General features: G+C 68.1%; 17 protein-coding genes, 1 tRNA gene and 1 pseudogene. 7 read left to right on the top strand and 12 right to left on the bottom strand.

All coding sequences use genetic code 11. From position 1 onward, the window contains the following. Positions 1-216: 216 nt before the first annotated feature. The 4 genes from A5651_RS11710 to A5651_RS11695 form a co-directional block, all read right to left on the bottom strand. Positions 217-293: transfer RNA gene (locus A5651_RS11710), tRNA-Met, on the bottom strand. A 15-nt stretch (positions 294-308) separates the two neighbouring features. Further along, positions 309-4,226 carry a diguanylate cyclase domain-containing protein gene (locus tag A5651_RS11705; protein ID WP_231988659.1) on the bottom strand — a complete coding sequence of 1,306 codons (3,918 nt, stop codon included), beginning with the start codon at positions 4,224-4,226 and terminating at the stop codon, positions 309-311. 58 nt (positions 4,227-4,284) lie between these two features. Beyond that, complete coding sequence (locus A5651_RS11700; RefSeq protein WP_066980064.1) at positions 4,285-7,293, bottom strand: UPF0182 family protein; 3,009 nt, start codon at positions 7,291-7,293, stop codon at positions 4,285-4,287. Between the two features lie 79 nt (positions 7,294-7,372). Continuing rightward, positions 7,373-8,395 carry a PDZ domain-containing protein gene (locus A5651_RS11695; RefSeq protein ID WP_066980061.1) on the bottom strand — a complete coding sequence of 341 codons (1,023 nt, stop codon included), beginning with the start codon at positions 8,393-8,395 and terminating at the stop codon, positions 7,373-7,375. Between the two features lie 64 nt (positions 8,396-8,459). Here A5651_RS11695 and A5651_RS11690 point away from each other — a divergent pair, with 64 nt between their 5' ends. From A5651_RS11690 to A5651_RS11680, 3 genes are read left to right on the top strand one after another with little or no spacing between them, the layout of a single operon-like run. Further along, positions 8,460-9,851: a zinc-dependent metalloprotease gene (locus A5651_RS11690; protein WP_369803941.1), complete on the top strand. Its 1,392-nt coding sequence runs from the start codon at positions 8,460-8,462 to the stop codon at positions 9,849-9,851. A gap of 59 nt (positions 9,852-9,910) precedes the next feature. Further along, positions 9,911-10,765 (top strand): TOMM precursor leader peptide-binding protein, encoded by an 855-nt coding sequence (locus A5651_RS11685; RefSeq protein ID WP_066980058.1) that lies wholly within the window; start codon positions 9,911-9,913, stop codon positions 10,763-10,765. Positions 10,766-10,807: 42 nt separating this feature from the next. Then, positions 10,808-12,148 (top strand): AarF/ABC1/UbiB kinase family protein, encoded by a 1,341-nt coding sequence (locus A5651_RS11680; protein ID WP_066980055.1) that lies wholly within the window; start codon positions 10,808-10,810, stop codon positions 12,146-12,148. A gap of 108 nt (positions 12,149-12,256) precedes the next feature. On the opposite strand, the gene A5651_RS11675 is transcribed toward A5651_RS11680, so the two are convergent. From A5651_RS11675 to A5651_RS11665, 3 genes are all read right to left on the bottom strand, one after another. Continuing rightward, positions 12,257-12,532: a WhiB family transcriptional regulator gene (locus A5651_RS11675; RefSeq protein WP_066980052.1), complete on the bottom strand. Its 276-nt coding sequence runs from the start codon at positions 12,530-12,532 to the stop codon at positions 12,257-12,259. Positions 12,533-12,676: 144 nt separating this feature from the next. Next, positions 12,677-12,844, bottom strand: a complete 168-nt coding sequence (locus tag A5651_RS11670) for a hypothetical protein (protein ID WP_156662844.1) — start codon at positions 12,842-12,844, stop codon at positions 12,677-12,679. Between the two features lie 104 nt (positions 12,845-12,948). Further along, the gene (locus A5651_RS11665) at positions 12,949-15,144 is read right to left on the bottom strand and encodes an ATP-dependent DNA helicase UvrD2 (RefSeq protein ID WP_082943714.1); all 2,196 of its coding nucleotides are present in this window, start codon (positions 15,142-15,144) and stop codon (positions 12,949-12,951) included. A gap of 99 nt (positions 15,145-15,243) precedes the next feature. On the opposite strand from A5651_RS11665, the gene mrx1 reads away from it, so the two are divergent. Further along, positions 15,244-15,492, top strand: coding sequence for a mycoredoxin Mrx1 (mrx1, locus tag A5651_RS11660; protein ID WP_066980046.1), 249 nt, complete (start codon positions 15,244-15,246; stop codon positions 15,490-15,492). Positions 15,493-15,524: 32 nt separating this feature from the next. On the opposite strand, the gene nudC is transcribed toward mrx1, so the two are convergent. Continuing rightward, on the bottom strand, positions 15,525-16,454 hold the full coding sequence (gene nudC, locus A5651_RS11655; RefSeq protein WP_066980043.1) for an NAD(+) diphosphatase: 930 nt from the start codon (positions 16,452-16,454) through the stop codon (positions 15,525-15,527). An 8-nt stretch (positions 16,455-16,462) separates the two neighbouring features. After that, positions 16,463-17,557 carry a TrkA family potassium uptake protein gene (locus A5651_RS11650; RefSeq protein ID WP_066980040.1) on the bottom strand — a complete coding sequence of 365 codons (1,095 nt, stop codon included), beginning with the start codon at positions 17,555-17,557 and terminating at the stop codon, positions 16,463-16,465. A gap of 46 nt (positions 17,558-17,603) precedes the next feature. On the opposite strand from A5651_RS11650, the gene A5651_RS11645 reads away from it, so the two are divergent. Beyond that, positions 17,604-17,999, top strand: a complete 396-nt coding sequence (locus A5651_RS11645) for a hypothetical protein (RefSeq protein WP_066980306.1) — start codon at positions 17,604-17,606, stop codon at positions 17,997-17,999. On the opposite strand, the gene A5651_RS11640 is transcribed toward A5651_RS11645, so the two are convergent. Together A5651_RS11640 and A5651_RS11635 are read right to left on the bottom strand one after the other, a co-directional pair. After that, entirely contained in the window at positions 17,996-21,259 is a 3,264-nt protein-coding gene (locus A5651_RS11640) for an ATP-dependent DNA helicase (protein ID WP_066980037.1), read from the bottom strand. The genes A5651_RS11645 and A5651_RS11640 overlap by 4 nt on opposite strands. Next, positions 21,256-24,387 (bottom strand): ATP-dependent DNA helicase, encoded by a 3,132-nt coding sequence (locus tag A5651_RS11635; RefSeq protein ID WP_066980034.1) that lies wholly within the window; start codon positions 24,385-24,387, stop codon positions 21,256-21,258. Before A5651_RS11635 ends, A5651_RS11640 begins: the two co-directional genes overlap by 4 nt. Before the next feature lie 63 nt (positions 24,388-24,450). Here A5651_RS11635 and A5651_RS11630 point away from each other — a divergent pair, with 63 nt between their 5' ends. Both A5651_RS11630 and A5651_RS11625 read left to right on the top strand, forming a co-directional pair. After that, positions 24,451-25,248: an alpha/beta fold hydrolase gene (locus A5651_RS11630; protein WP_066980031.1), complete on the top strand. Its 798-nt coding sequence runs from the start codon at positions 24,451-24,453 to the stop codon at positions 25,246-25,248. 2 nt (positions 25,249-25,250) lie between these two features. Then, positions 25,251-25,547 carry an MGMT family protein gene (locus A5651_RS11625; RefSeq protein ID WP_066980028.1) on the top strand — a complete coding sequence of 99 codons (297 nt, stop codon included), beginning with the start codon at positions 25,251-25,253 and terminating at the stop codon, positions 25,545-25,547. An 83-nt stretch (positions 25,548-25,630) separates the two neighbouring features. Here A5651_RS11625 and A5651_RS11620 read toward each other — a convergent pair. Continuing rightward, positions 25,631-25,862, bottom strand: a pseudogene (locus A5651_RS11620) (TIGR02569 family protein); the annotation flags it as partial.

Below are 25,862 nucleotides of genomic sequence, written 5' to 3'. Positions count from 1 at the left end.
CCGCCGTTGGCGGGGCGCAACCTCCACTGAGCTCTCTTTGGCCGCTCGACTGTGTCGATCAGGTGTGGGGCGTTTGACGGCGGTGAACTCGCCCGCAAGCTAACACTGGACCCCACCAGGGACTACCAACCCGCCGACGCATGAAAGGCCCCCAAATGGAAAAGTTCCGAACCTAAGGCGGGTTCGGAACAATTCCGATGCCGTGAGACATCACATTGGTAGCGGGGACAGGATTCGAACCTGCGACCTCTGGGTTATGAGCCCAGCGAGCTACCGAGCTGCTCCACCCCGCGTCGGTGAACGCAAGGTTACCGAAGGTCGGGGTGCAGAGCCAAATCGCCTGCCGGGACCTGCGGCGCGCAGCGGGCGATCCAGCGCAGCAGCTCGCTGGCCGGCAGGGGCGGGGTGTGCACGAAGCCCTGCGTGAGGTTGCAGCCGTACCGGCGCAGCGCCGCCAACGTCGACTCGTCCTCGACGCCTTCGGCGACCAGGTCCGCACCCAGGCTGTGCGCCAACGCGACTGTCGAGCGCACGATCGCGATCGATCGCGGGTCGGCGGCCAGCCGCGAGACGAAGATCCGATCGAGCTTCAGTTCGTCGACCGACAAATCCTGGAGGCGCGCCAGCGACGACCACCCGGTGCCGTAGTCGTCCAACGAGATCCGGACGCCGAGCCGCCGCAGCGCGGCCACCGTCTTGCGTGACCGCGACGAATCGTTGGCGAAGGTGCTCTCGGTGATCTCGAGGATCAACGTCTCCGGCGGTACCCCGTGGGTGGTCAACAGCCGGTCCACGGTATCGACCAGGTCGAGGTCCAGCAGGTTCACCATGGACAGGTTGACCGCCACCGTCATCCGCACGCCCTCATCACGCCAGGCCCGCACCTGACCTAACGCGATGTTCACTCCGCAATTGGCGACCTGGCGCATCAGGCCGGCCCGCTCCGCAGCGGGCAAAAACTCCTCGGGCATCAACAGACCGCGACGCGGGTGCCGCCACCGCAACAACGCCTCGACGCTGTGCACCCGGCCGTCTTCAGCGCGGATCTTCGGCTGGTAGAAACACGTCATCTGGTCGGTGGCCAAGGCGTCACGCAATTCGTCGACGAGGTAGTCGCCGCTGTCCTTGGCCCTGCTGGCGTCGTAGACCACGACCTTGCTCGGCGCCGCCTTGGCATGCGGCATCGTGGTCTGGACGCAGTTGAGCAAGTCATGGGGATGCTCACAGTGGTCGGGGCACAACGCAATTGAGACGCTCGCGTCGATCTGAAGGGTAATCGGGTCGAGCTCGAAGGGCACGCGCAGCGCCTCAAGAATCGCCCCCGCACGGGCCCGCGTGCTGGTGATGTCGGCGCCGTCGGCGAACAGGATCGCGAACTCGTCGCTGCCGGTGCGGGCGACGACGTCGTCGGGACGTACGGTCCGCTTCAGCCGCGCCGCAACACGTTTCAGCAACTGGTCCCCCACGCTGCGACCGGCGAAGTAGTTGACCTCGCGGAACTGGTCGATGTCGAGCAGGATCAGCGCTCTGCTTGCCCGCGTCCGGAACGCCGAGGGCTGTTGGACGGTCACGGCCGTCAACGTCGTCGCCAACGACATCCGGTTGGGCAACCCCGTCAGCTCGTCGGTCGTGGCCCGCCGATGAGCCTCTGCGGTAGCGCTGACATCGCGGAACGTGACGGCGAAGCGCCAGGCCACCGCGATGAGCGTGAATGCGGCAAGGGCCACGGCGCCGCGACTCTGGTTGGCCAACACCGCCACTATCAGCGCCACCCCGGCACACACGACGACCGGAATGTAGGACGTCAGAGTCGGTTTCGGCCGCGGGATAACGCGCGAGGCCGGCAACCAACCCACGACGACGATCAGCAGCGACCCGATCGGCCAGCACGCGTCGATCCAGGTGCCCTGCCGATAGGTACCGTCCGCCAACTGGAACAGATAGACGGTGTCGGCGATGGCGTAGATCATGAACGCGACAATCAGCAGGCCCCAACGCATTTCGGCCCGCCAGCCCAGAAGCGGCAGCATTCCCGCCGTCAGGGCCAACAAGAACAGGTCGCCCACCGGATAGGCCAGCCCGATCAGCACCGTCCCCGGTTGGCCGTGTAACGCCGCCTCGATCGGACCTGTTGCCACGGCGACGGCCACCGCACCGAGGGTCAAGGCGCAGATCAGCGAATCGAGTCGCAAGGCGGTCGGCACGCGCTTGAGCCTCTGACGCAGCAGCACCAATAGGCCGGCATAGACCAGCGGATAGAATGCGAGATAGAACACGTCGGCCACCGAAATCATCTGGCCCTCAGACACTGAGGCGGCATACACCACGTCGGCGACCGCCAGGCTGGCCATGCCTATGCCGATCAGAAGGCAGGGCACGCGCTCTTCGCGCGTGCTGACGACCCGCCAAAAGACGATCGCCGCCGCCGCGATGCTCATCGCCGGATACAGAAAATTGTCGAATGCCACGATGGTGCCGACATCACCGCGGAGAAGGACCGAGGCGGTGAAGATCACCACCCCGAAGGCCAGTACGCCGATCGCGGCACGAACGCCGATGGGCGCCCACCCACCGTCGCGGTGGACGTGGGTGACGACGTCACGGCCGTTGCGCTGCTGCAGGTCGCCCATCGAGGGTGCTGGCTCGTCGGAATTCCCCTGCAATACATCAGCATCGGGAACCTGGTCGAGTTCCCAGGGGACCGGCAGGTCGGGCACGAAGCTGCGGACACAGCCGCCGCCGTCGCGCTTGGCCGCATACATAGCCAGGTCCGCATTCAACAGCAGGTCGTCGGAGGTCTGCTCTGAGCTGGCCGCGGCGATGGTCAAGCCGACGCTCGGACGGACGGTCTGCGGGATGCCTTCGATGGCGATCGGCGCGGCGAACGCGTCGAGCACGCTGTTGGCCGCGGCCAGCGCGTCGAGGTGCCCCTCGCCCAACGCGGCGAACTCGTCGCCGCCCAGGCGCGCGATGATCCACGGGCTGCGGAGCGTGCCGCGGAGGCGTTCGGCGACCCGAATCAACAGTTCGTCGCCGGCCGGGTGGCCGAGCGCGTCGTTGACCGCCTTGAAGTTGTCGAGATCGAGGCACAGCACCGCGACCGGTTCGCCGCCACGCCGGCGCCGCGCCATCGCGCGCTCCATGGCGTCGAGGAAATTCGCCCGGTTCGCCAACCCGGTGAGGTTGTCGTGAAACGCCTCACGGGCAACGTCTGCAAGGAGCTGCCGGTTCTCGTGCAGGACCAGGAACTGGCGGGCCAGCACGGCCGCGACGAGCACCGCTTCGGCGACCAGGAGCGTGCGGTGGTCGTGGCGGACGAATTCATAGCCGACACTGACGATGCCAGCACCCAGCAGCGGTATATACGGCAGCCATATCCGCACACCGGGTTGAAGCTCGAGCGCCGACTTGTCGACCGGCTGCTCGCCGACGCTGAGCAGAGCGGCGAACGCCACCATCCCGAAACCGACGACCCGCACCAGATCGACCGGGCCGCCATTGTGGTAGCCGCCGACTCCGGACACGTAGACGCTGGCTATGTCGCCGATCATGAGCGTTGCGACGCCCGCGGCCAGGAGGCTGACACTGTGCCGTCGCAGCGTCCGCGACCACACCAGGATCGCGAGCGTGATGAGGGTCACGTCGGCGGTGACGTGGACCACGGTCACGAACGGCGCCATACCTTCACCGCCCAGCCGGTCGAGCACACCGACCCAGGAGATGATGAACAGCGACGACAACACGATGACGCCGTCCAGCACCAGCCGTCGCAGCGGCGCCTGGTTGAGATCGGACAGCACACGCAACGACACGTAGGCACAAATCGGGATCAACAGCAGCACGAACTCTGTCAACCTGGGATGCCACGGCTGGGAGTCCAGGCGTACTTCCTCGAACATGGCGATGACCTCGCCGACGGTCCACGCTGCCAGCGCAACGACAAATACCGACCAGCCGAGGCGGTAGCGCCCGCGCGCCGCGGCGGCCGCTCGGCCGGCGCACCCCATCGCGAACGCCAAACAGACCACGTAAGCGACCTCGTCAACGGGTCGGGTTCGTAGCGCGTCCTCCCACGACCAGATTCCCCACGCCGACACGACCACAGAGGCGCCGGCGAACACTGCGGCACCGATCCGGCCGACCGCCCCGAGGCGCGCGAATCGGAGCCACGCGTTGCGCAGCCGGTCCTTCAGCGACGCCGCCGCCCCATGGTCAACCGTGCCCAAGGGGCCGATTGTGCCAGATTGCGTCCTCGATTACAGCGGGTAGCAAACGACAAGTGCGTTACTTTGCGTCGTCGTACTTCCTCATGGCGTCGTCAAGACGCTGCAGCGCGGTGCCGAACTGCTCGAAATTGCCGCTTTGCTGTGCCTGTCGCAGTTCACCCATAGCCGACTGCACGTCGGCGAGCGCGGCCGCTTTCGCCGCAGACAACTGGCTCGGGCCCGGTGCCGGCACCGCGGCCACCGGCGACGGCACCTCCGGGGCCCTGCCCTGCTCCGCAGGCGGGCCCGCCGCTGCCTGGCCGTCCGCCACCGGCGCTGACGCCGGACGCCCGCCGGGCGCGTTCGCGGGCGCGGGACCGGTCGCAGTGGCGTCGGCTCCCGGCCCGAACAACTCGGTCAGCGCGTCACGCACCGTCGGCCCGTAGCCGACCCGGTCCTCGTACATCATCGCCACCCGAATCAACCGCGGATACGACGACGCCGCGTCGCTGGCGCCCGGCGAGGCGTACACCGGTGCCACGTACAGCAGACCGCCGTCGGCCACCGGCAGCGTCAGCAGGTTGCCCCAGCGGATCCGGTTCTGGTTGTCCCGGCCGATCACACCGAGGTCCTGGCTGACCGCGGTGTCGGTACTGATGGCGTTGAACGCCAACTTGGGACCGTTGACCTGACCCGGAATCGTCAGCACCGTGATCTTGCCGTAAGTGTCGGGGTCGGAACTGGCGGTGATGTAGGCGGCCAGGAAGTCACGCTGGAAGCGGTTCATCGCGCTGGTCAACTGAAACGATGCCGATTTGTCGTCTTTGGCAAGGTCTTTCGCGACGATGTAGTACGGCGGTTGGTAGCTACTGGCGGTCGGGTTCGGGTCCTGGGGCACATTCCAGAAGTCCGACGTTGAGAAGAACGTGACCGGGTCGTTGACGTGATACTTGGCCAGCAGCGCCCGCTGCACCTTGAACAGATCCTCGGGATAGCGCAAATGCGACTGCAGTTCGGGGGTGATGTCAGCCTTCGGCTTGACCACGCCGGGAAAGATCTTCATCCAGGCCTGTAGGACGGGATCCTGTTCGTCCTGTGCATACAGCGTCACCGTGCCGTCGTAGGCGTCGACGGTGGCCTTCACCGAGTTGCGGATGTAGGACACCTGCTTGTCGGGTGCCAGCCGGTTGAACGCCACCTCGTTGGAGTCGGCGGTGACGCTGGACAGCGACGTCAGCTCCGAATACGGGTAGTTGTCCAGCGTGGTGTAGCCGTCGACGATCCACACCATCCGCTTGTTGACGATCGCCGGGTACACGCTGGTGTCAGTGGTCAGCCATGGCGCGACCGCCTCTACCCGCTCGGCGGGATCACGGTTGAACAGGATCCGGCTGTCGGGCCCAATCGGGTTGGGGAACACCAACTTTCGCTCCGAGAACTTGGCCGCGAACACCGCTCTGGCCAACCAGTTGCCGATCGGCACGCCGCCCTTGCCGGTGTAGGTGTAGTTTTTGGTCTCGGTATTGGTCTCGTAGTCGTATTCGCGGTCGTTGCCGTTCTTCCCGACGATCGCGTAGTCGGCGGACGTGCCCGCGATGACCGGGCCGAAGTAGATGCGCGGCTGGTCCAGCGGTGCGGGTCCCGGCGAGATGACGCTGCCGTTGGCGCCGACGACACTGGACAGGAATTCGGGATAGCCGCCGTTCTGGTTGGGGTCGTTAGCCACTCCGCGTACGGTGTTGGCCGGCGAGGCGATGAAACCGTTGCCGTGGGTGTAGACGAAGTGCCGGTTGATCCAGTCTCGCTGGTTGTCGATCAGGCGGTCGGGGTTGAGTTCTCGCGCGGCGACCACGAAGTCGCGCAGGTTCCCGTCGGGCCCGTTGTAGCGGTCGATCGACAGTTGATCAGGGAAGTAGTAGAAGTTCTTGCCCTGCTGGAACTGCGTGAACGCCGGACTGACAATCGTCGGGTCGAGCAACCGGATGTTCGACGTGGTGGCGCGGTCGGCGGCCACCTGTTGCGCGGTTGCGGGCGCATTGCCCGGATAGTCACGGTAGGTGACCGTTTTGTCCGTCAGCCCATACGCGTCGCGTGTCGCGGTGATGCTGCGGCTGATGTATTCGCTTTCCTTTTGCGCCGCATTGGGTTTAACGCTGATCTGCTCGACCACCAGCGGCCAGCCCGCGCCCACGATCAGGCTCGACAACAGGAGCAGCACCAAGCCGATCGCCGGGATGCGCAGGTCGCGCAGGACGATCGCCGAGAACACTGCCACCGCACAGATCAACGCGATGGCCAACATGATCAACTTGGCGGGCAGCACGGCGTTGATGTCGGTGTAGCCGGCGCCGGTGAACGGCTTGCCGCTGCGGGTATTCGACAACAAGGCATAGCGGTCGAACCAGTAGGCGATCGCCTTCAGCAGCACCAGCGTGCCCACCAGGCTGATCAGCTGGATACGCGCCGACCGGCTCAACGCACCGGTGCGGCCCGTCAGCCTGATGCCGCCGAAGAGATAGTGGCCCATCAGGTTTGCGATCAACGCCAGGAACGTGGCGACGAACAAATAGCCGAGCACCAGCCGGTAGAACGGCAGATCGAACGCATAGAACCCGAGGTCCATGCCGAACTGCGGATCGGCGATGCCGAATTCGCCGCCATGCAGGAACAGCTGAATGCGCTCCCAGTAGGTCTGCGCGACGATGCCTGCGAAGAACCCGATGACCGCGGGGATGCCGATGCCCACCAGCTTCAGCCGCGTCATAATCGCAGTGCGGTACCGAGCGACCGGGTCATTGGGTCCGTTGGTCGGAACGAATACCGGCCGCGTGCGATACGCGAGCGCCAGCGCGCCGAACACGATGGCGCCGACCAACGCCCACACCACGAGGAACACGACGAGCTTGGTCAGCAGCTGCGTGGTGAAAACTGAGCGGTAGCCGAGCTCGCCGAACCACAGCCAGTCCACGTAGGCGTCGACGAGGCGCGGGCCGACCAGCAACAGCAGCACGACCACCAAGGCGATCGAGATCAGCACTCGGCTACGTCGCGTCAGCTTCGGCATCTTGGCCGCGGGCCGCATACCCACTCGTCAACTCCCGGTCTTCGCCCATGCACGTCGTGATCGACGTGTCCCAACTCTACGCATCGGCTACCTGGCACCCGATCTAACAACGGGGCGCTTCGCCACCAGCAGAAAGCGCCTTCAGCGCGTCCACCGCACCGCCGAGATTTTCGACCCTGACCAGATCGATGCCGTCCTCGCGTGCCGACTTGGCCTCGTCGCAGTTATCGGCCGGAACCAGAAACACCGACGCGCCAGCCTCACGGGCGGAGAAGATCTTGTGGGTGATGCCGCCGATGGGCCCCACCTTGCCGTCGACGTCGATAGTGCCGGTGCCCGCGACGAACTTCGAACCGCTCAGATCACCGGTCGTCAACTTGTCGATCACGGCCAGGCTGAACACCAGGCCCGCCGACGGGCCACCGATGTTGGCCAGGTTGAAGTCGATGGTGAACGGCGCCCACGGCGCTTCGACGACGCCGATGCCGAGCACGCCCTGCTCCTTATCCGGAGCCGAGCCGAGCTTGATCGTCGTGACGCCGGGCGCGGCGTTCTTGCGGCGGAAGTCGAGCACCACCTCATCCCCCGGACGCGTTTTGCTCATCAGCTCCTGGAACTGCTTGAGGTTGTCGACCGGGGTGCCGTTCACCGCGTCGATCGCGTCACCCTCCTCGAGCCTGCCCTTCGATGCGCCGTCGTTGTTCACCGTGTCCACGGTGACCGCGGGCGCGTACTTCAGAAATCCGAGCGCCGCGGCGGCCGCGGCATCCTCGGACCGTTTGAACTCCTGGTTGTTGGACTTGTCGATCTCGTCCTTGGACTTGTCGGGCGGATAGACGAGGTCGCGCGGGATTAGCTGCTGATTGCCTGACATCCATAGCGTCAGCGCCTCCCACAGTGTGAGGTGGTCGCGCTGCGACACCGTCGTCATGTTCAGGTGTCCGGTGGTGGGATGAACGTCGGTGCCCTCGATGGCGACGACCTGTTTGCCGTCGATCTCGCCGAGCGTGTCGAACGTCGGGCCGGGCCCCAGTGAGACGTAGGGCACAGTCACCAACACCAACAGCAGCCCGAACGCGAGGATCGGCACCAAGGCCACCAGCAGCGTGGCAATCCGCCTGTTCACGCCAGCAACAGTAGACGGCGGTTCACTGAGAGCGTGACGGCGGCAAGCGCGCCGCCCGCGCACGATGAGTACCGTTGTGGGCATGGCTGACCTGCCCTTCGGCTTTTCGTCCGGAGAAGACCCTGAGCGCGACAAGCGCAAGAAGGACCCCGAGTCGGGGTCCGGCGCCGGGCAGGATCCGTTCGGCTCCGGTTTCGGGGCCGGCGAGTTCGGCGGCGAGTTCGATATGTCCCAGCTCGGGCAGATCTTCACCCGGCTCGGCGAGATGTTCAGCGGCGCGGGCAACGTGATGGGCGGCGGTAAACAGTCCGGCCCGGTGAACTACGACCTCGCCCGCCAGCTGGCGTCCAGCTCGATCGGCTTCGTCGCGCCCATCCCGGAGACCACGAACTCCGCGATCGGTGACGCGGTCCGTCTAGCCGAGACCTGGCTGGACGGCGCGACCGCGCTGCCCGCGGGCACCACAAGGGCCGTCGCGTGGACGCCGACCGACTGGATCGACAACACGCTTGACACGTGGAAGCGGCTGTGTGATCCCGTGGCCGAACAGATTTCGACGGTGTGGGCCTCGGCGCTGCCGGAGGAGGCCCGTGCGATGGCCGGGCCGCTGCTGTCGATGATGACCCAGATGGGCGGCATGGCGTTCGGCTCGCAGCTCGGGCAGGCTTTGGGCAAGCTCAGCCGCGAGGTGCTGACCTCCACCGACATCGGGCTGCCGCTGGGCCCCAAGGGGGTCGCCGCGCTGATGCCCGAGGCCGTCGAGTCGCTCTCCGAAGGCCTCGAGCAGCCGCGGAGCGAGATCTTGACGTTCCTCGCCGCGCGGGAAGCCGCACACCATCGACTGTTCAGCCATGTGCCGTGGCTGGCCAGCCAGCTGCTCAACGCCGTGGAAGCCTTCGCCAAGGGCATGAAGATCGACATGACCGGCATCGAGGAGTTCGCGGCCGGCTTCAACCCCGCCTCGCTGACCGACCCGTCGCAGATGGAGCAATTGCTCAACGAGGGCATCTTCGAACCGAAGGCCACCCCGGAGCAGAGCGCCGCACTGGAACGGTTGGAGACCCTGCTGGCGCTCATCGAGGGCTGGGTGCAGACCGTGGTCAATGACGCGCTCGGCGAACGCATCCCCGGCGCGGCCGCATTGGCCGAGACGCTGCGAAGGCGGCGGGCAACCGGCGGACCAGCCGAGCAGACGTTCGCGACGCTGGTCGGTCTGGAGCTGCGGCCCCGCAAGATGCGTGAGGCCGCCGCGCTGTGGGACAGGCTGACGCAGGCCGCCGGTGTCGACGCCCGCGATGCCGTCTGGAATCACCCCGACCTGCTGCCGTCATCGGGCGACCTCGACGAGCCGGCGGCCTTCATCGACAGGGTGATCGGCGGGGACACCAGCGACTTCGACACCGCGATCGAGAACGCGTTGAAGGACGTGCGCGACGAGGGTTCCGACGAGGACTGAGTCTTTGGCGGCCTGTGGATAACTCCTGGCCGGGGTGAGCCGCGTGGCAGAGTCGATCCATGACGCGCTATGCGCTGAACCCGGCCATGCCGGTGTTGTCGCGTCCCGACGGGATGGTTCAGGTGGGCTGGGACCCGCGGCGCGCGGTGCTGGTGCGCCCGCCGGCGGGGATGGCGAGTGCGGACCTGCGCGCTGTGCTGCGGGCGTTACACGCCGGCGCCACGGTTGACCAGGTGCAGGCGTTGGCCGTCAATGCGGACCCGCCCGCGGTGGCCGGTCTGGTCGCGGCGTTGGTGGACGCCGGGGTGGTGAAGCCGGTGCCGCGGCCGCGCACACGTTCGGCGTCGATCCGCATTCACGGCCGGGGGCCGCTGTCGGATCTGCTGGTCGGGGCGCTGCGCTGCTCGGGCGCCAGGATCAAACAGAGCAGCCAGTCCCACGCCGGTGTCGCGGTCGACGGCGCCGACCTCGTGGTGTTGGCGGATTCGCTGGTCGCCGATCCGCGGCTGCTGCGCGACCTACACGTTGCTGCGATACCTCATCTGCCGGTGCGGGTCCGCGACGGGTCAGGTTTGGTGGGGCCGCTGGTGGTGCCCGGCATGACCAGCTGCCTGCGCTGCGCAGACCTGCACCGCAGCGAACGCGATGCGGGCTGGCCGGCCGTCGCTGCGCAACTGCGCGACACCGTGGGTTCCGCCGACCGGGCGACCGTGCTGGGCACCGCGGCGCTGGCGCTCAACCAGATCGACCGCGTCATCGCCGCGGTGCGCGGCGGCGTTGGTTTCGGCGATGCTTCGCAGCCGCCGTCGACCCTGGACACCACCTTGGAATTCGATGTCCACACCGGCTCGACCGTCGCGCGTAGGTGGGCGCGGCATCCCCACTGCACGCAGTGCAGCGCTCGCTTGGCGTGACAATGATTGTTGCCACACGGACGTCATACCGTCAGATTCGTCATGGATGATGGACCCGTGAGCGACATCAAACGCGGTGGAGCATCGCGCAACGCCAAGCTCGCCGGCCTCGGCGCCGGAATGGCGGGGCGGGCGGCGCTCGGATTCGGCAAGCGGCTGACCGGAAAGTCCAAGGACGAGGTCAATGCGGAGCTGATGGACAAGGCGGCCCAGCAGTTGTTCACCGTGCTCGGTGAGCTCAAGGGCGGCGCGATGAAGGTCGGCCAGGCGTTGTCGGTCATGGAGGCCGCCATTCCCGAGCAGTACGGCAAGCCCTACCGCGAGGCGTTGACCAAGCTGCAGCGTGAGGCCCCGCCGTTGCCCGCCGCCAAGGTGCACCGGGTGCTGGACTCGCAGCTGGGTACCAAATGGCGCGAACGGTTCTCGTCGTTCTCCGACACTCCGGTCGCGTCGGCCAGCATCGGGCAAGTGCACAAGGCCGTCTGGTCCGACGGTCGCGAGGTTGCCGTCAAGATCCAGTACCCCGGCGCCGACGAGGCATTGCGGGCCGACCTGAAGACCATGCAGCGCATGGTCAAGGTGCTCAAGCAGCTCTCCCCCGGCGCCGACGTGCAGGGCGTCGTCGACGAGCTCGTCGAACGCACGGAGATGGAGCTCGATTACCGGCTGGAGGCCGACAACCAGCGCGCGTTCGCGAAAGCCTATGCGGGACATCCCCATTTCGTCGTCCCGCGCATCGTGGCTAGTGCGCCCAAAGTGGTGATCCAGGAGTGGATCGAGGGCATTCCGATGTCGGTCATCATCCGCGAGGGCACACAGGAACAGCGAGACCTGATGGGCACCAGGCTCTTCGAGCTCACCTATGACTCGCCGCGGCGGCTGGAGATGATGCACGGCGACGCGCACCCGGGCAATTTCATGCTATTGCCCGACAACAAAATGGGCGTCATCGACTTCGGCGCGGTCGCACCGCTGCCCGGCGGGATCCCCGAAGACATCGGGTTGGCGACGCGCTATGCACTGGAGGACGATTACGAAAACCTGCAGGCTGCCATGCAGAGGATCGGGTTCATCCAAAAAGGCGAAGTGGTGTCCCACCGCGAGATGGACGAGATGATGCGGCAGTACGTCGAGCCGCTCGAAGTCGATGTCTTCCACTACACCCGCAAGTGGCTGCAGAAGTTGACCGCCGCGAATATGAAACCCGAGCGCGCGGCGGGCCAGCTCAAGGCCGCCCGACAGATGGACATCCCGGCTCGGCTGGCGATACCGATGCGGGTAATCGCATCCAACGTCGCGATCGCCTGCCAGCTCAATGCCCACGTTCCGGCGAGAAGGCTTGCCACCGAACTGATTCCGGGCTTCGCCAAAGAAGTGGCGTAAGTTTCGGCCGGATGTGCGTTGAGTTCTGCGCCAAGGCTTCTTTACGCGGCTGGATACGACCCCAGTGCAGATCTCGACGACATCAGCGCCGAAAGCCCGGCGCCGCTGTCATGCGGCTGCCGGGCTTTCCTTGCGGGGACGGCCCCGCGGACGCTTGCGCGCAACGATCGTGCCGCGGTCGAGGATCTCGCCTCCCCACACGCCCCACGGCTCGCCCCGCTCGAGCGCGGCCGCCAGGCATTCCGGCCGAATCGGGCACTCGGCGCACAGGGTTTTCGCGCGCTCGAGGTCGTTGGGGCTTTCGGCGAACCACAAGTCGGGATCACCGACATGACACGGCACGGCCGGTAGCGTCTTGTTGCGGCATGTCTGGAGCCCGGACATGTCCGTTCACCTGCTTCCTGGTCGTTGATCTCTTCGGTTTTGTTTCCTTGGATCTGTGACCAGGTGTTCGGGGATCTCCCAAAAACTATGGCCACGGATCCGGGTGATTTCGGGTCCGTGGCCATTTCGGCGTTCTGGGCTCTGTTAGATAGTGCCCCGATTCACGGACGCGACAATCGCGGTGGCGGTACGCGGCTTACGCGGCGTAATCACGGCGGCGGGATGGGCCGCAGCGGCGATCGCCTGGGCAGCACGGAGGGCTCGCGCCATGCCGGACACGCCTACGCCGTTGAACGCATTGATGATCGCCATGATCGGAAGCACCCTCCTCTCGTCCGCTCGGGTGTGGCTTCGAGGCTAAGAGTAGCAGGCGAGGAACACAACCGATTTTCTGACCAGCGGTTTTGGCGCGATCTTTACTGCGATTGGCGGTCCTTGACCAGCGCCAGCACGTCCGCGCCGAACTGTTCCAGCTTTCGGGCGCCGATGCCGGGAATGGCCACCAGCGCGGCGTCGTCGGTCGGCAGCGTCTCGGCGATCGCGATCAGGGTGTTGTCGGTGAACACCACGTACGCCGGCACGCTCATGTCTTTCGACGTGCGGGTGCGCCAGTCCTTGAGGTCGGCGAGCAGCTGTTCGTCGATGTCGGACGGGCAGGTTTCGCAGCGGCGCAGCATGACCGCCGCCGGGGTGGTCAGCGTGTTGTTGCAGACCCGGCACCGCGGCGTCGGGCCTCGTTTGCGTGGCCTGCTCGGGGTGTCGGCGTGCGAGTTCGGTGCGATGCCGTTGAGGAAACGTGACGGGCGTCGGCCCTGCCTGCCGCCCGGGTTACGCGCCAACGCCCAGCTGAGCGCCAAATGCACACGCGCCCTTGTGATTCCGACATAGAGCAGACGGCGTTCTTCCTCGACGGCCTCGCTGTCGGGGCCATGGGCCAGCGCGTGCGAGATGGGAAGGGTGCCGTCGGCCAGGCCGACGAGGAACACCGCGTCCCACTCCAAACCCTTGGCGGCATGCAGTGACGCCAGGGTGACGCCCTGCACGACAGGTGGATGACGGGCGTCGGCGCGTTGCCGGAGTTCATTTACCATCGCCCGCATGTCGAACGAAGGGCGTTGCGCCACTTCGTCATCGACGAGTTCGGCGAGTGCCGTCAGCGCCTCCCACCGGTCCCGGGCACGCGTGCCCGACGGCGCCTCGGCGGTCAACCCGAGCGGCTCGAGCAGTTGGCGGACGACCGGCGCGAGCTCGGGGCCTGCGGCGTCGGCGCCGCGTTCGGCCGCGCGCTGCAGCGCCACCAGCGCCTGACGGATCTCCTGACGGCTGAAAAAGCCTTCACCGCCGCGCACCTGGAAAGCGATGCCCGCCTCAGTCAGCGCCTCCTCGTACACTTCGGACTGGGCGTTGATCCGGTACAGCACAGCGATTTCCGACGCCGGCGTACCCGACTCGATGAGGCGGCCGATCTTCTTGGCGACCGCAGTGGCCTCGGCGACTTCGTCGGGGTGCTCGACGAACGTCGGCTTGGGCCCCGGATCGCGTTGGCCCACCAGGTGCAGCTTGCTGCCCGCCACCCGTCCGCGGGCCGCGGCGATCACCTGGTTGGCGAGCGACACCACCTGCGGCGTCGACCGGTAGTCGCGTTCCAGCCGTACGACGGCGGCCTCGGGGAAGCGCCGCGAGAAATTCAGCAGATAGTGCGGCGTCGCGCCGGTGAACGAATAGATGGTCTGGTTGGCGTCGCCGACCACGGTCAGGTCGTCGCGGTCGCCGAGCCAGGCGTCGAGGACACGCTGCTGCAGCGGGGTGACGTCCTGGTATTCGTCGACGACGAAGCACCGGTAGCGGTCGCGGAACTCCTCTGCGACCGCTGGGTCGTTCTCGATCGCGGCCGCGGTGTGCAGCAAAAGGTCGTCGAAGTCGAGCAGCGTGGTGCCGTCGACGCGCGCCTTGAGCGTCTCGTAGCCCGCGTAGACCGCCGACACCTTGGCCGCGTCGAGCGGAATGTCGCGGCCGGCCTTGGCGACGGCGGCGCCGTAGGCCTCCGGGGTGATCAGTGACGACTTCGCCCATTCGATTTCGCCGGCGAGGTCGCGCACGTCGTCGGTGCTGACGTGCAGTCCCGTCCGACTGGCGGCCTGCGCGACGACCGAGAACTTGCTGTCCAGCAGCTGCCATCCGGTGTCACCGACGACCCGCGGCCAGAAGTACTGCAGTTGTCGACGGGCCGCGGCGTGAAACGTCATCGCCTGCACGGCGCCGGTGCCCGACCCGTCGTCGAGCGCACGCAGCCTGCTGCGCATCTCCCCTGCCGCGCGCTGGGTGAACGTCACCGCCAATACCTGGCCTGCGGCGACGTGGCCGGCCGTCACCAAATGGGCGATGCGGCGGGTGATGGTGCGGGTTTTGCCGGTGCCCGCCCCCGCCAGCACGCACACCGGGCCGCGGGCCGCCAGCACCGCTTCGCGCTGCTCGTCGTCCAGTTCGCCGAGATGGGTGTTGGGGACGCTCCTCGCGTGCGCGGGGTCTATCTCGCTCCTCGCGTGCGCGGGGTCTATCTCGCTCCTCGCGTGCGCGGGGTCTATCTCGCTCCTCGCGTGCGCGGCCGACATGGGCTACATCATGTCAGGGCGAACCGACATCGCCGGGAGGCGCGAACCGCGTGGCCCAGTTAGGAGAATTTTGCGGGGCTGGGCTACGTTGAGGGCGTTATGACAGTCAGCGACGCCCCGATCACCATGTACACCACGTCGTGGTGCGGCTACTGCTTCCGACTCAAGACGGCCCTGAAATCCGAGGGCATTCCTTACGCCGAGATCGACATCGAAAGCGATCCCGCCGCTGCGGAATTCGTGATGTCAGTCAACGGCGGCAACCAGACGGTGCCCACGGTGAAGTTCGCCGACGGCTCCACGCTGACCAATCCGAGCATTCGCGACGTCCGCAAGAAGCTGGCCTAGCTTCGGAGCCCGCTTCCACCTGGGCGCTGAAGTCAATCCTGGGCGGCCCAGGATTCAATGATTTCCCTGGCGATCGAGATCGAGCCGGGCAGCAGCAGGCGTGCACCCGAATCGCTACTCCAGTCGCCGTGGGCCAACGCTTCGCGGATCTCGTCGCGGGTGAACCAGGCTGCCTCGGCGATCTCGCCGTCATGGAAGACGAACTCCTGCTCGGGGTCGGCGATGGCGTGGAAGCCCACCATCAGCGACCGCGGAAACGGCCACGGCTGACTCCCCAGATAGGTGACGTCGCGGACCGTCAACCCGATCTCCTCGGCGATCTCGCGGGCGACGCACGCCTCGAACGATTCGCCGGCCTCGACGAACCCGGCCAGCAGCGAGAACAACCGCTCGGGCCACATGGTCTGGCGCGCCAGCACCGCGCGATCGTGGCCGTCGTGAATCAAGCAGATCACGGCAGGGTCGATCCGCGGGTAGTCCTCGTGGCCGTTGAGCGGGTTGACCCGTGCCCAGCCGGCCTTGACCGGCTTGGTCGGTGACCCGTCGACGGTGCTGAAGCGAGCCCTGTCGTGCCAGTTCAGCAGCGCGGTCGCGGTAGCCACCAGTTGCGCGCTGACATCGTCGAAGATGTGTCCGGCCCGGCGCAGATCCAGCACTTCCGTGTCGCCGCCGGCCGAGTTCTCCGGGGCGACCAACGCGCTGCGCACTGCCCACACATGCCTGCCGTCCGTCAGCCGGCCGAGAAATACCGCGTGATCGGGCGGCTTGTCCCCCAGCGCGCTCGCCTTGCCGAGCACCGCCCGCCCGTCGGCAATCAGGACCTGGTTGCGCGAATCAACCCGCAGCAGAAGGGCTTCCGGCCAGCCGGCCACCGCCGCGTCGATGTCGGTGCGCACCGCATCCGCTCGGTCGGCACCGACCCGCGACAGCAGCGGCACATTCCGCAGCCGCAACGACGTCATTCGCTGGCTCACCGTTCGGGTTCGGCGCTGCGGATGTAGAGCAGCCGGTCACCGAGTTCGAGGGCATCGACCTGTGGATCGTCGACGCGCAGTAGCTTCCCGCCGCGCACCACACCGAGCACGATGTCCGGGTTGTGCCGCGGTGAGCCGCCGACTTCCTTGGTCTCCACCTCGCGTTCGGCGATGGCGAACCCAGCGTCGGGCGTCAACAGATCTTCCATCATCTCGACAACGCTGGGGGTCTGCACCGCTATGCCCAGCAGCCGGCCCGCTGTCTCGGACGTCACAACCGTCGAATCCGCGCCGGACTGCTCCAGAAGGTGCTGGTTCTCGGCTTCGCGGACGGCCGCGATGATCTTGGCGTTGGGCGCGAGCTCACGCGCGGTGAGCGTGACGAGTACGGCAGCGTCGTCGCGGTTGGTGGCCACGATGATGGCTTTGGCGTGCTGGGCGCTGGCCAGCCGCAGCACTTCCGAATCGGTCGCGCTGCCGCGGACGGTGACCAGGCCCGCACTCTTGGCGCGCTCGAGGGCGGCTGGGTCTTCGTCGACGACGACGATGTCGGCGGGTGCGACCTCGTCGCCGACCATCGCTGCGACCGCCGTCCTGCCCTTGGTGCCGTAGCCGACGACGATGGTGTGGTTGCGCACTCTGCTCCTCCATCGCTGGATCTTCAGTGCCTGGCGCGACTGCGTGGTCAGGGTCTCGACCGTGGTTCCAATCAGCACGATCAGGAAAGCCACCCGCAGCGGGGTGATCACCAGAACATTGACCAGCCGCGCCGACGGCGTGACCGGGGTGATGTCGCCGTAGCCGGTGGTCGACAACGACACCGTGGCGTAATAGAAACAGTCGAGGAACGACAGCGGGTCGCTGGCATTCGGGGCGCTTTCGATGTCGCGGTAGCCGTGCCGGTCCAGGTACACGATGATCACGGCGGCGAACAGCGCCGTAGCCGCGTAGATGAGGCGGCGGATGATGCGCTGGGTCGGGCTGACGAACGGCTCGGGAATGCGCAGCACGTCGACGAGGTCGGCGTCGGGACGCGCGGTCAGGTTCTGGTCGATGGCGGCCAGCCGCCGACGCAACCTACCTTTGGCCACGTGAATCCGTCATCGTGTGGGTCTGCCGCACCAGCACAATGTAATCATGACCTCCCCTCCGTCTGAACTGCAGCAGATCTCCAACCCCTCGCGCGCGTCGCGCATGGGCGGGTGGCTCGTGGGCATGGGGGTGCTGCATTTTGCGGCCCCCAAACCATTCGACTCGATCGTTCCCGTCGAACTGCCGGGATCCCCGCGGTTCTACACCCACGCCTCGGGCGTCGCCGAGATGGTCACCGGCGGGCTTCTGCTGGCGCCGCGGACCCGCAGACTGGGCGCGCTGGCCGCGGTGGCGCTGTTCGTGTCGGTGTTTCCGGCCAACGTCAACATGGTGCGGCTGTGGAAGAACAAGCCGCTGTGGATGCGGATCGGCGCGCTCGCCCGGCTGCCGATGCAGATCCCGATGATTACGCAGGCCCTGAAGATCTACCGCGAGTCCTAGGCGGCCGGGAATGCCAGCAGCGCCGCCAGGTCCGCCTCGTGGGGCAGCGATTCGGGGATGACGGTTTCTCCGGAGCGCACGTAATGGAAGGCCGCGCGGACACTGTCGACCGGCACGCCGCGCATCGCCGCCCACGCCAGCCGGTAGACCGCGAGCTGAACGGCCGCGTGCCGCTTGGCCTCGGGCGTCTCCGGTGGGTCGCCGGTCTTCCAGTCGACGACGGTCGTGCCGTCATCGTCGACGAACACGGCGTCGATGCGGCCCCGCACCACCGTGCCGCCGATGACCATGTCGAAAGGCACTTCGACGTCGACGGGCGTGCGGGCCGCCCACGGTGACGACATGAACGCGGTCTGCAGTTCGGCGAGCCGGTCGGCATCCTCACGCGCCAGCTGTCCATCGGCTGCACCGGGTAGGTCTTCGAGGTCGAACAGCCGCTCGGCGCCGTAGAACCGCTGCACCCAGTCGTGAAAAGCGGTGCCGAGCAATGCATGTGGGTCGGGGCGGACCGGCAACCTGCGGTTCAGCCGACGCAACGCCGCCTCGTGGTCGCGGCCGAGTTCCACCAGGCTGCTCACCGACAGCGCTGCGGGCAGCGTGGTGGGCCGCTGCGGCGCCGTGCGGGTGCGCTCGGCGAGCAGCGCGTCGACATCGGCGACCCAGCCGTCGACATCGTCGACGTCGTCGTCATCGTCGGGTGGCGCGTCGAGGCTATCCGTCATCGCCTGTTGGACCAGACCGGCCCCGCGGACGATGTCTGCGCGCCGCCCTCCGGTGGGATCAGCCGGCCACACGGCCTCGATAACCTTGTCCCGCAGCGGGTTCGGGTCGCCGTCTGCAGGGGTGGGCGCCCACTGCTCGATCTCGCCGCACGGTTGGCCCGCCGCTGCCGACTGCTCGATGATCTCCTCGAGCTCGAGGAGAAACTCCGACGGTCCCCTCGGTTTGCCCTCCGATGCGCCCCAATGATGGCCGGACAGCAGCAGCGTGTCCTCCGCGCGGGTCAGGGCCACATACAGCAGCCGGCGTTCCTCGTCGACGCGTCGCTGGTCGAGCCGGCGCTTGTGCTCGGCGATCTTGTCCGACAACCGTTTCCGGTCGTTGACGTCCGATGTGTCGAGTATCGGCACGCCGTGGGTACCCGCAGTGGCCCGGTCGCCGCGCAGCAATGGCGGCAGGTCGCCAGGATCGGTGAGCCAGGTCCGCATCGTCGCCGTCGACGGGAAGACGCGTCCGCTCAAGTGCGGCACGGCCACGATCTGCCATTCCAGGCCTTTGGCGGCGTGCACGGTGAGGATCTGCACCCGGTCATGGGCGACGGTGACTTCCGCAGGCGCCAGGCCGTTTTCCACCACCATTGCGGCGTCGAGGTAGCCGAGCAGGTCTAACACCGTCGCACCCGGACGTGCCGCCGAGTAGTCGGCCACCACATCGGCGAACCGGTCGAGGTTCTCGGCGCCCGACCATGCCGCCGACGGCTGACGGGCCGCGCGGGCCTCGGCGTCGACACCGATCACCCGGCGCACCTCGGCGATGAGGTCAGGCAACGGATGCGTGAGACGTGCACGCAGGGCCGCCAGTTCCTGCGCCAGCGCGGTGATGCGTCGAAAACCCTCCGCTGAGTACGCGTCGGCGGCCCCCGGGTCGCTGATGGCGTCGGCCAGGCAGGCGGCATCGGCATCCGCGCCGGCCTGCGCCACGATCTCGTCGAGCGACGAGCGCTGCCCGCCGGTATCGCCGAGTTCGACGGCGCGGCGCCACAGCGCGGCGATATCGCGGCCGCCCAGCTGCCAACGCGGCCCGGTCAACACGCGCATCGCGGCCGCACCCGCCGCCGGGTCGGCGACCAGCCGCAGCATGGCCACCACGTCGGCGACCTCCGTGACGACCAGCAGACCGGCCAGACCCACGACCTCCACGGGCAGACCTCGGGCGGTCAACGCGTCGGCCATCGGCGCGGCGTCGGCGTTGCGCCGCACCAACACCGCGGCTGTCGGGATGGCCTCGCCCGCCTCGCGGGCGCCGTAATAGCGCCGCGCCAGATGGTCAGCGACCCACTCGCGTTCGGCCTCCACGTCGTTCAGCAGCGCGCAGCGGATCGTGCCCGGCTCGGCGTCCGGCCGCGGGCGCAGCGGCTGCACCGCGACCGACCGTCGCCTGGCTTCCGCTGACACCGCGTTGGCCAGGTACAGGGCCCGCGGCGGATTGCGCCAACTGGTCCGCAGCTCCAGTGTGGGAGCCGGGGTGCCATCGGAAAGCGGGAAATCGGTGGTGAACCGAGGCAGGTTCGTGGCCGATGCGCCTCGCCAGCCGTAGATCGATTGAATGGGGTCGCCGACGGCGGTCAACGCCAGCTCGTCGTCGACACCGCCGCCGAACAAGGAGGACAAGGCGATCCGCTGCGCGTGTCCGGTGTCCTGGTACTCGTCGAGCAGCACGACACGGAACCGCTTCCGCAGTTGTTCGCCGACTTGCGGGAACGACGACGCCAGCCGGGCCGCCGAGGCCATCTGCATGCCGAAGTCCACCACCTTCTCGGCTTTCATGCGCCGGTGCAGCGCGTCGATCAACGGCACCAGCTGGGCGCGCTCGGTCTGCGTGGCCAGCATCCGCAGCAGCCACTGGCTGGGCCCGCGGTCGCGTTGATATGAACCCCCGGGCAGCGTGCGCACGAGCCTTTCCAGCTCGACATGGGTGTCGGTCAGCTGCTCGGTGTCGACGAGGTGTTCGGCCAGCGCAGCTGCCAGTCGCAGCACCATAGTGGTGACGGCGGCCGGAGTCTTATCCGTTTCGAGGCCACCCCGATGGTCGGCGACCACGCGAAAAGCCAACTGCCACAGCTCGGTTTCGCTGATCAGCCGGGCGTCGGGCTCGACCGGCAAAAGCAGGCCGTGCTCGCGCAACAACGTTCCGGCGAACGCGTGGTAGGTGCTGACCGTCGCCGGGTCGTCGGCGGCGTCCAGCCCGCCGGGAACGATGCCGGTGCCCGCTAGCCGGGCCAGCCGGGACCGCACGCGCCGCAACAGCTGTCCCGCGGCCTTGCGGGTGAACGTCAGGCCGAGGACCTGACCGGGTGTGGCGTAGCCGTTGGCCACCAGCCACACCACCCGCGCCGCCATGGTCTCGGTCTTGCCCGCGCCGGCGCCCGCGATCACCACCAGGGGGCCCGGCGGCGCGGCGATGACCGCCGCCTGTTCATCGGTCGGCGCGAAAAGCCCCAGGGCAGAGGCCAGTTCGGCGGGACTGTAGCGCGGCGTCATGATGACGGCTTTCCATCGGACGCGTGTTGGGCGGGGCAGCTTTGACGGACCGGGCAGTGCGCGCAGCCGTCGTTGATGCGGGCGAGGAACTGGGGACCCCGCGTCGCCGCCGCCGCTTGACCTACCAGGTCCCGCCACTGGTCGCACGCATCCGGTGTGAGCGGATCCTGCTGCCGCTCGGTCGCCCCGCACGTGCCGGTCTTTCCGAGGTAGATCAGACGACCACCACCGGGTGTATCCCCCTGCAGCAGAAGGCCTTCGGCGATGGCCAACTGATACATCGCCAGCTGGGCGTGTCGCTGGGCGTCGTCCTTGCTCACGGGTGACTTGCCGGTTTTGATGTCGACGACCACCAGGCGGCCCGCCTCGTCGCGTTCCAGCCGATCGAGCCGACCGCGCACCCGCACGGCCGTGCCGTCGCAATCGATGACACCGTCGACGTCGACCTCGGTGCCGACCTCGGTGACCTCGCGGCGGGTCTGCTCGCGCCACTGCACGAACGTCGACAGCATCGACTGGTGCCGTGCCAGCTCATTGTCGGCGTACCAGGTCGAATCGAACGGCAGCTTCTCCCAGAGCCGTTCGAGTTCTGCGGTCATCTGCCGCTCGCTCATGCCAGGGTCTGCGACCAGGGCATGCACCAGTGAGCCGACGGCCGAGCAGACGTCGCGACCGTCGCTGCCGCCGTGGCGCTCGAGCAGCCACCGCAGCGGGCAGTCGGCCAGCGTCTGCAGCGTCGACGGCGACAACCGCACCACGTGGTCCTCGCCGGACCACAGCGGTTCGTCGGTGCTCGGCGCCGTCATGCCGTACCACTGCCTGGGATCGGCGCCGGGAACGCCGGCTGCGGCGAGCCGGGCCAACTGTGCCGCAGCGCAGGCTCTTACGGTATCAGCGACGGCGCCGTCGGGCGCGCAGACGACGGCCCGCAGCCGGCCGACCAACGGCGCCGGAGCCAGCACTCGGGGCGCCGACACCGGCGCGGCGGCCTCGGTATCGCTGTCGGTCGCGAACTTCTGAAGCTCGAAGAAGAAGGGTGACGGCAGCATCGAGTCGTCGCCCCATTCGCTGTCGACCGCGGTGACCAGCAGGCTGCGCCGGGCGCGGCCCATCGCGGCGAGCAGCAGCCGGCGTTCCTCGGCGAGCAGCGGCGCCCGGCTGGACACGCCTGCGCTGTCGGTGGCGACGCCGTCGATGACGTCGACCAGGTGCTGGGTGCCGAGCACGCCGCCTCGGGGAGTGGTGTTGGGCCACAACCCTTCCTGCAGGCCCGCGATCACGACGACGTCCCACTGCCCGCCGACCGCGGCGTGCGCGCTCAGCAGTGCGACCCCGTCCTTGTCGGGCCGTGAGTCGCCCGGTGCGGGCAGCGGGCCCAGCGCGCGCACGTGTTCGACCAGACCGCCAAGCGATGCCCCGGCCGTCCGGCTCACGTACTGCTCGGCTACGTCGAACAATGCGGTGACAGCGTCGAGGTCGTTGTCGGCGTTGGCGCCCGCCACGCCGCCGCGCTCGCTGGCTGCCAGCCAACGCTTCTGCAGACCGGAGCGGTGCCACGCCTGCCACAGCGTGTGGCGGGGGTCAGCGCCGTCGGCCTCACTGCGCCGCGCGGCCGCCAGCACTGCCCGCACGCGCTGGATGGGCCGGGCTAGATCGCCTGTGATGCTGAGCTTTTCGGACTGCAACGCCTCAACGAGAAGATCGCCGATGTCGCGCGGTGGTTGGCTGCGGTCGGCGCGGCGCAGCGCCCTCCGCAGTTGGCGCAGCGACACTGGGTCGACCCGACCGATAGGTCCGGTGACCAGCTGCTCGGCGCGGTCGGGGTCGAGGCCCTCGGCGACGGCCTCCAGCACGGTCAGCATCGCCCGCGACGCCGGCTGCTGGGTGATCGGCACCCCTGCCGCCGGGATGAGCACCGGCACGCCGGCCGCGGCGAGGGCACGCGACACCGCCGCGCCGCTGTGGCGCACCGACCGGACGATCACGGCCATCTGCGACCACGCCACCCCGTCGACCAGGTGGGCTCTGCGCAGCACGTCGGCGATCAAAGCGGCTTCGGCGTGCGGGGACGCGGCCACCCGCACCGACACCGAGCCCGGCGCGTCGCCCGCGCCGACAAGGTCACGCGCCTGCGCGGCGCCGGGCAACCGCTGCGCGAGGCCGGTGACGGCGCGGGCCACCGCGGGTGCACACCGGTGCGACACGGTCAGCGTGATCACCTGATCGTCGTCGTCGCCCTCCAGCAGGGCCGGGTCGGCGCCGCGGTAGGAGAACACGGATTGGTTGGGGTCACCCGCGATGACCGTCAGCTCGGCGCTGGCCGCCAGCAGCCGTACCAGCCGGGCGGCCTGCGGGTCGAGGTGCTGGGCGTCGTCGACGAGAAGCAGCCTGACCCGGGCGCGTTCGGCGGCGAGCAGGTCGGCGTCGACGGCGAACGCTTCCAGCGCGGCGCCGACGAGCCCGGCGGCGCCCAGCGCGGGCACGGTGGCCTGCGCTGCGGCCATGCCGACGGCCGACCGGAGCAGCATCGTCTGCTCGTACTGCTGCGCGAACTGCCCCGCCGCCAGCCACTCCTGACGGTCGCAGGAGCGGCCAAGGCGTTGCAGCGCAAGAGGATCCACCCCGCGTTCGGTGCAGCGGGCCAGCAGATCACGCAGCTCGTTGGCGAACCCGGCGGTGGTGAGCGCGGGCCGCAGCTGGCGGGGCCACGCAGCGGCCGCATTGTCGCCGTCCTCGAGGTCTCCCGCGAGCAGCTCGCGGATGATGCCGTCCTGCTCGGCGGTGGTGATGAGCCGGGGCGGCGGATCGCCGTTGCGCTGCGCCGCCACCCGCAGCACCGCGAACGCATACGAGTGCACGGTGCGCACCAGCGGCTCACGCACGACGGCGCGGCTGCCCGCCTGCAGCAACGCCGACGTGATGGCGGCGCGCGCCTGCGTGCCCAGCCGCGCCGAACCCGTCAGCAGCAGAACCGATTCCGGCTCGGCGCCAGCGGCGATGTGCGCGATCGCCGTGTCGATCAGCGCGCGCGTCTTGCCGGTGCCGGGCCCGCCGAGCACCCGGACCACGCCACGGATGCCGGTTTCGGTCAACGCCGTCGGGGTGAGCGCGATGTGCGGTGCGGACATGAGGGCATGACACCACGAGGGTCTGACATGAGGCGTTTACCCCGATGCGCCTAGCATCGGACCGTGGTAGGCAACACCCATTTCCTCAACATCCATCGCTTCGGTCCGGAAGAGCCCGCACAGATCCTGGCCATCCATGGGCTCACCGGCCACGGGCTGCGCTGGCGGAATCTTGCGACCCAGCACCTGCCCGGCTGCTCGGTGCTGGCGCCGGACCTGATCGGCCATGGCCGGTCGTCGTGGGAAGCGCCGTGGACGTTGGACGCCAACGTCGCCGCGCTGGCCGATCTACTGGTCGCGCAGACCACCCGGCCTGTGGTGGTGGTCGGACACTCGTTCGGCGGTGCCGTCGCGCTGAAACTCGCTGTCGCGCGCCCGGATCTGGTGGCGTCGCTAGTGCTGCTCGATCCGGCCGTCGGTCTGGACGGTGCCTGGATGGCCAACATCGCCGACGACATGATGGCCTCGCCGTATTACCTCGACCGGGACGAGGCGCGCAACGAGAAGGCGTCGGGTTCGTGGGCTGACGTGGATCCCGCCGAGTTGGACGCCGAACTCGACGAGCATCTCGTCGAGCGGCCCGATGGCCGCTGCGGGTGGCGGATCAGCATCCCGGCGATGATGTCCTACTGGAGCGAGTTGGCGCGCGATTTCGTCGTGCCGCACAAGGGAATTCGTACGACGCTGGTGCGCGCCGCGCGCACGCAGCCGCCGTATGTCAGCGACGAGCTCATCAGCGCGCTGTCCGAGACGCTCGGGCCTCGATTCTCGTTCGTCGAATTCGACTGCGACCACATGGTGGCCCACGCCAAGCCAGCGGAGACGGCTGCGGTGATCCGCGAGCGGCTCGACCAGGTCTAGTCATGGCGGCGGTCACAGACCAGCAGGTCGAGACGGTACGCGCGCTGGTCGCGTCGATACCGCGTGGGCGGGTCTCGACCTACGGCGATATCGCCTCAGCGGCAAGGCTTTCCAGCCCACGCATCGTCGCTTGGATCATGCGGACGGATTCGTCGGACCTGCCGTGGCACCGCGTGATCCGAGCCTCTGGCCGACCCGCGCCGCACCTGGCCACCCGGCAGTTGGAGCTGCTGCGCGCTGAAGGGGTGCTGGCCGACGACGGGCGAGTGCCGCTCACCGAGGTTCGGCACGCGTTTTGATTCGTCGTCCCGCGATTCGGGCGTGATACCCCGCGCTGGGCGCCGGTTTTCACGCCGAAATCGCCGAGGGGCGCGAAGAGCCGCTACAGCACCAGGCGGACCAAAGCCGCGGTCCGCGCCAGGCCCGGGAACGCGGCGGCCGTCGACCGCGGATGCAGCGCATGGACCGCGAGCCGGAACATCAACGCCCGCAACAACATCTGCGGCCACTCCGGTAGCGGCGCCCAGCGCTCCACCAGCCCGTCGTCGGCCTCACCCCAGGACAGCGCGTCGACCACGGCCACGCCGGCCGCCCACGACGCGGGTCGCCAGTAC

The organism is Mycobacterium sp. 1274761.0, from assembly GCF_001668615.1.
In the GTDB taxonomy this organism is placed as follows: Bacteria; Actinomycetota; Actinomycetes; order Mycobacteriales; family Mycobacteriaceae; genus Mycobacterium.
This window is presented reverse-complemented; position numbering and strand designations above follow the sequence as displayed.

Bases quoted from the DNA above. Each gene is read 5' to 3' on its own strand.
- A5651_RS11690 (WP_369803941.1), top strand. From the start codon at position 8,460: ATGAGTACCGTTGTGGGCATGGCTGACCTGCCCTTCGGCTTTTCGTCC.
- A5651_RS11685 (WP_066980058.1), top strand. From the start codon at position 9,911: ATGACGCGCTATGCGCTGAACCCGGCCATGCCGGTGTTGTCGCGTCCC.
- A5651_RS11680 (WP_066980055.1), top strand. From the start codon at position 10,808: ATGGATGATGGACCCGTGAGCGACATCAAACGCGGTGGAGCATCGCGC.
- A5651_RS11675 (WP_066980052.1), bottom strand. From the start codon at position 12,532: ATGTCCGGGCTCCAGACATGCCGCAACAAGACGCTACCGGCCGTGCCG.
- A5651_RS11670 (WP_156662844.1), bottom strand. From the start codon at position 12,844: ATGGCGATCATCAATGCGTTCAACGGCGTAGGCGTGTCCGGCATGGCG.
- A5651_RS11665 (WP_082943714.1), bottom strand. From the start codon at position 15,144: ATGTCGGCCGCGCACGCGAGGAGCGAGATAGACCCCGCGCACGCGAGG.
- mrx1 (WP_066980046.1), top strand. From the start codon at position 15,244: ATGACAGTCAGCGACGCCCCGATCACCATGTACACCACGTCGTGGTGC.
- nudC (WP_066980043.1), bottom strand. From the start codon at position 16,454: ATGACGTCGTTGCGGCTGCGGAATGTGCCGCTGCTGTCGCGGGTCGGT.
- A5651_RS11645 (WP_066980306.1), top strand. From the start codon at position 17,604: ATGACCTCCCCTCCGTCTGAACTGCAGCAGATCTCCAACCCCTCGCGC.
- A5651_RS11640 (WP_066980037.1), bottom strand. From the start codon at position 21,259: ATGACGCCGCGCTACAGTCCCGCCGAACTGGCCTCTGCCCTGGGGCTT.
- A5651_RS11635 (WP_066980034.1), bottom strand. From the start codon at position 24,387: ATGTCCGCACCGCACATCGCGCTCACCCCGACGGCGTTGACCGAAACC.
- A5651_RS11625 (WP_066980028.1), top strand. From the start codon at position 25,251: ATGGCGGCGGTCACAGACCAGCAGGTCGAGACGGTACGCGCGCTGGTC.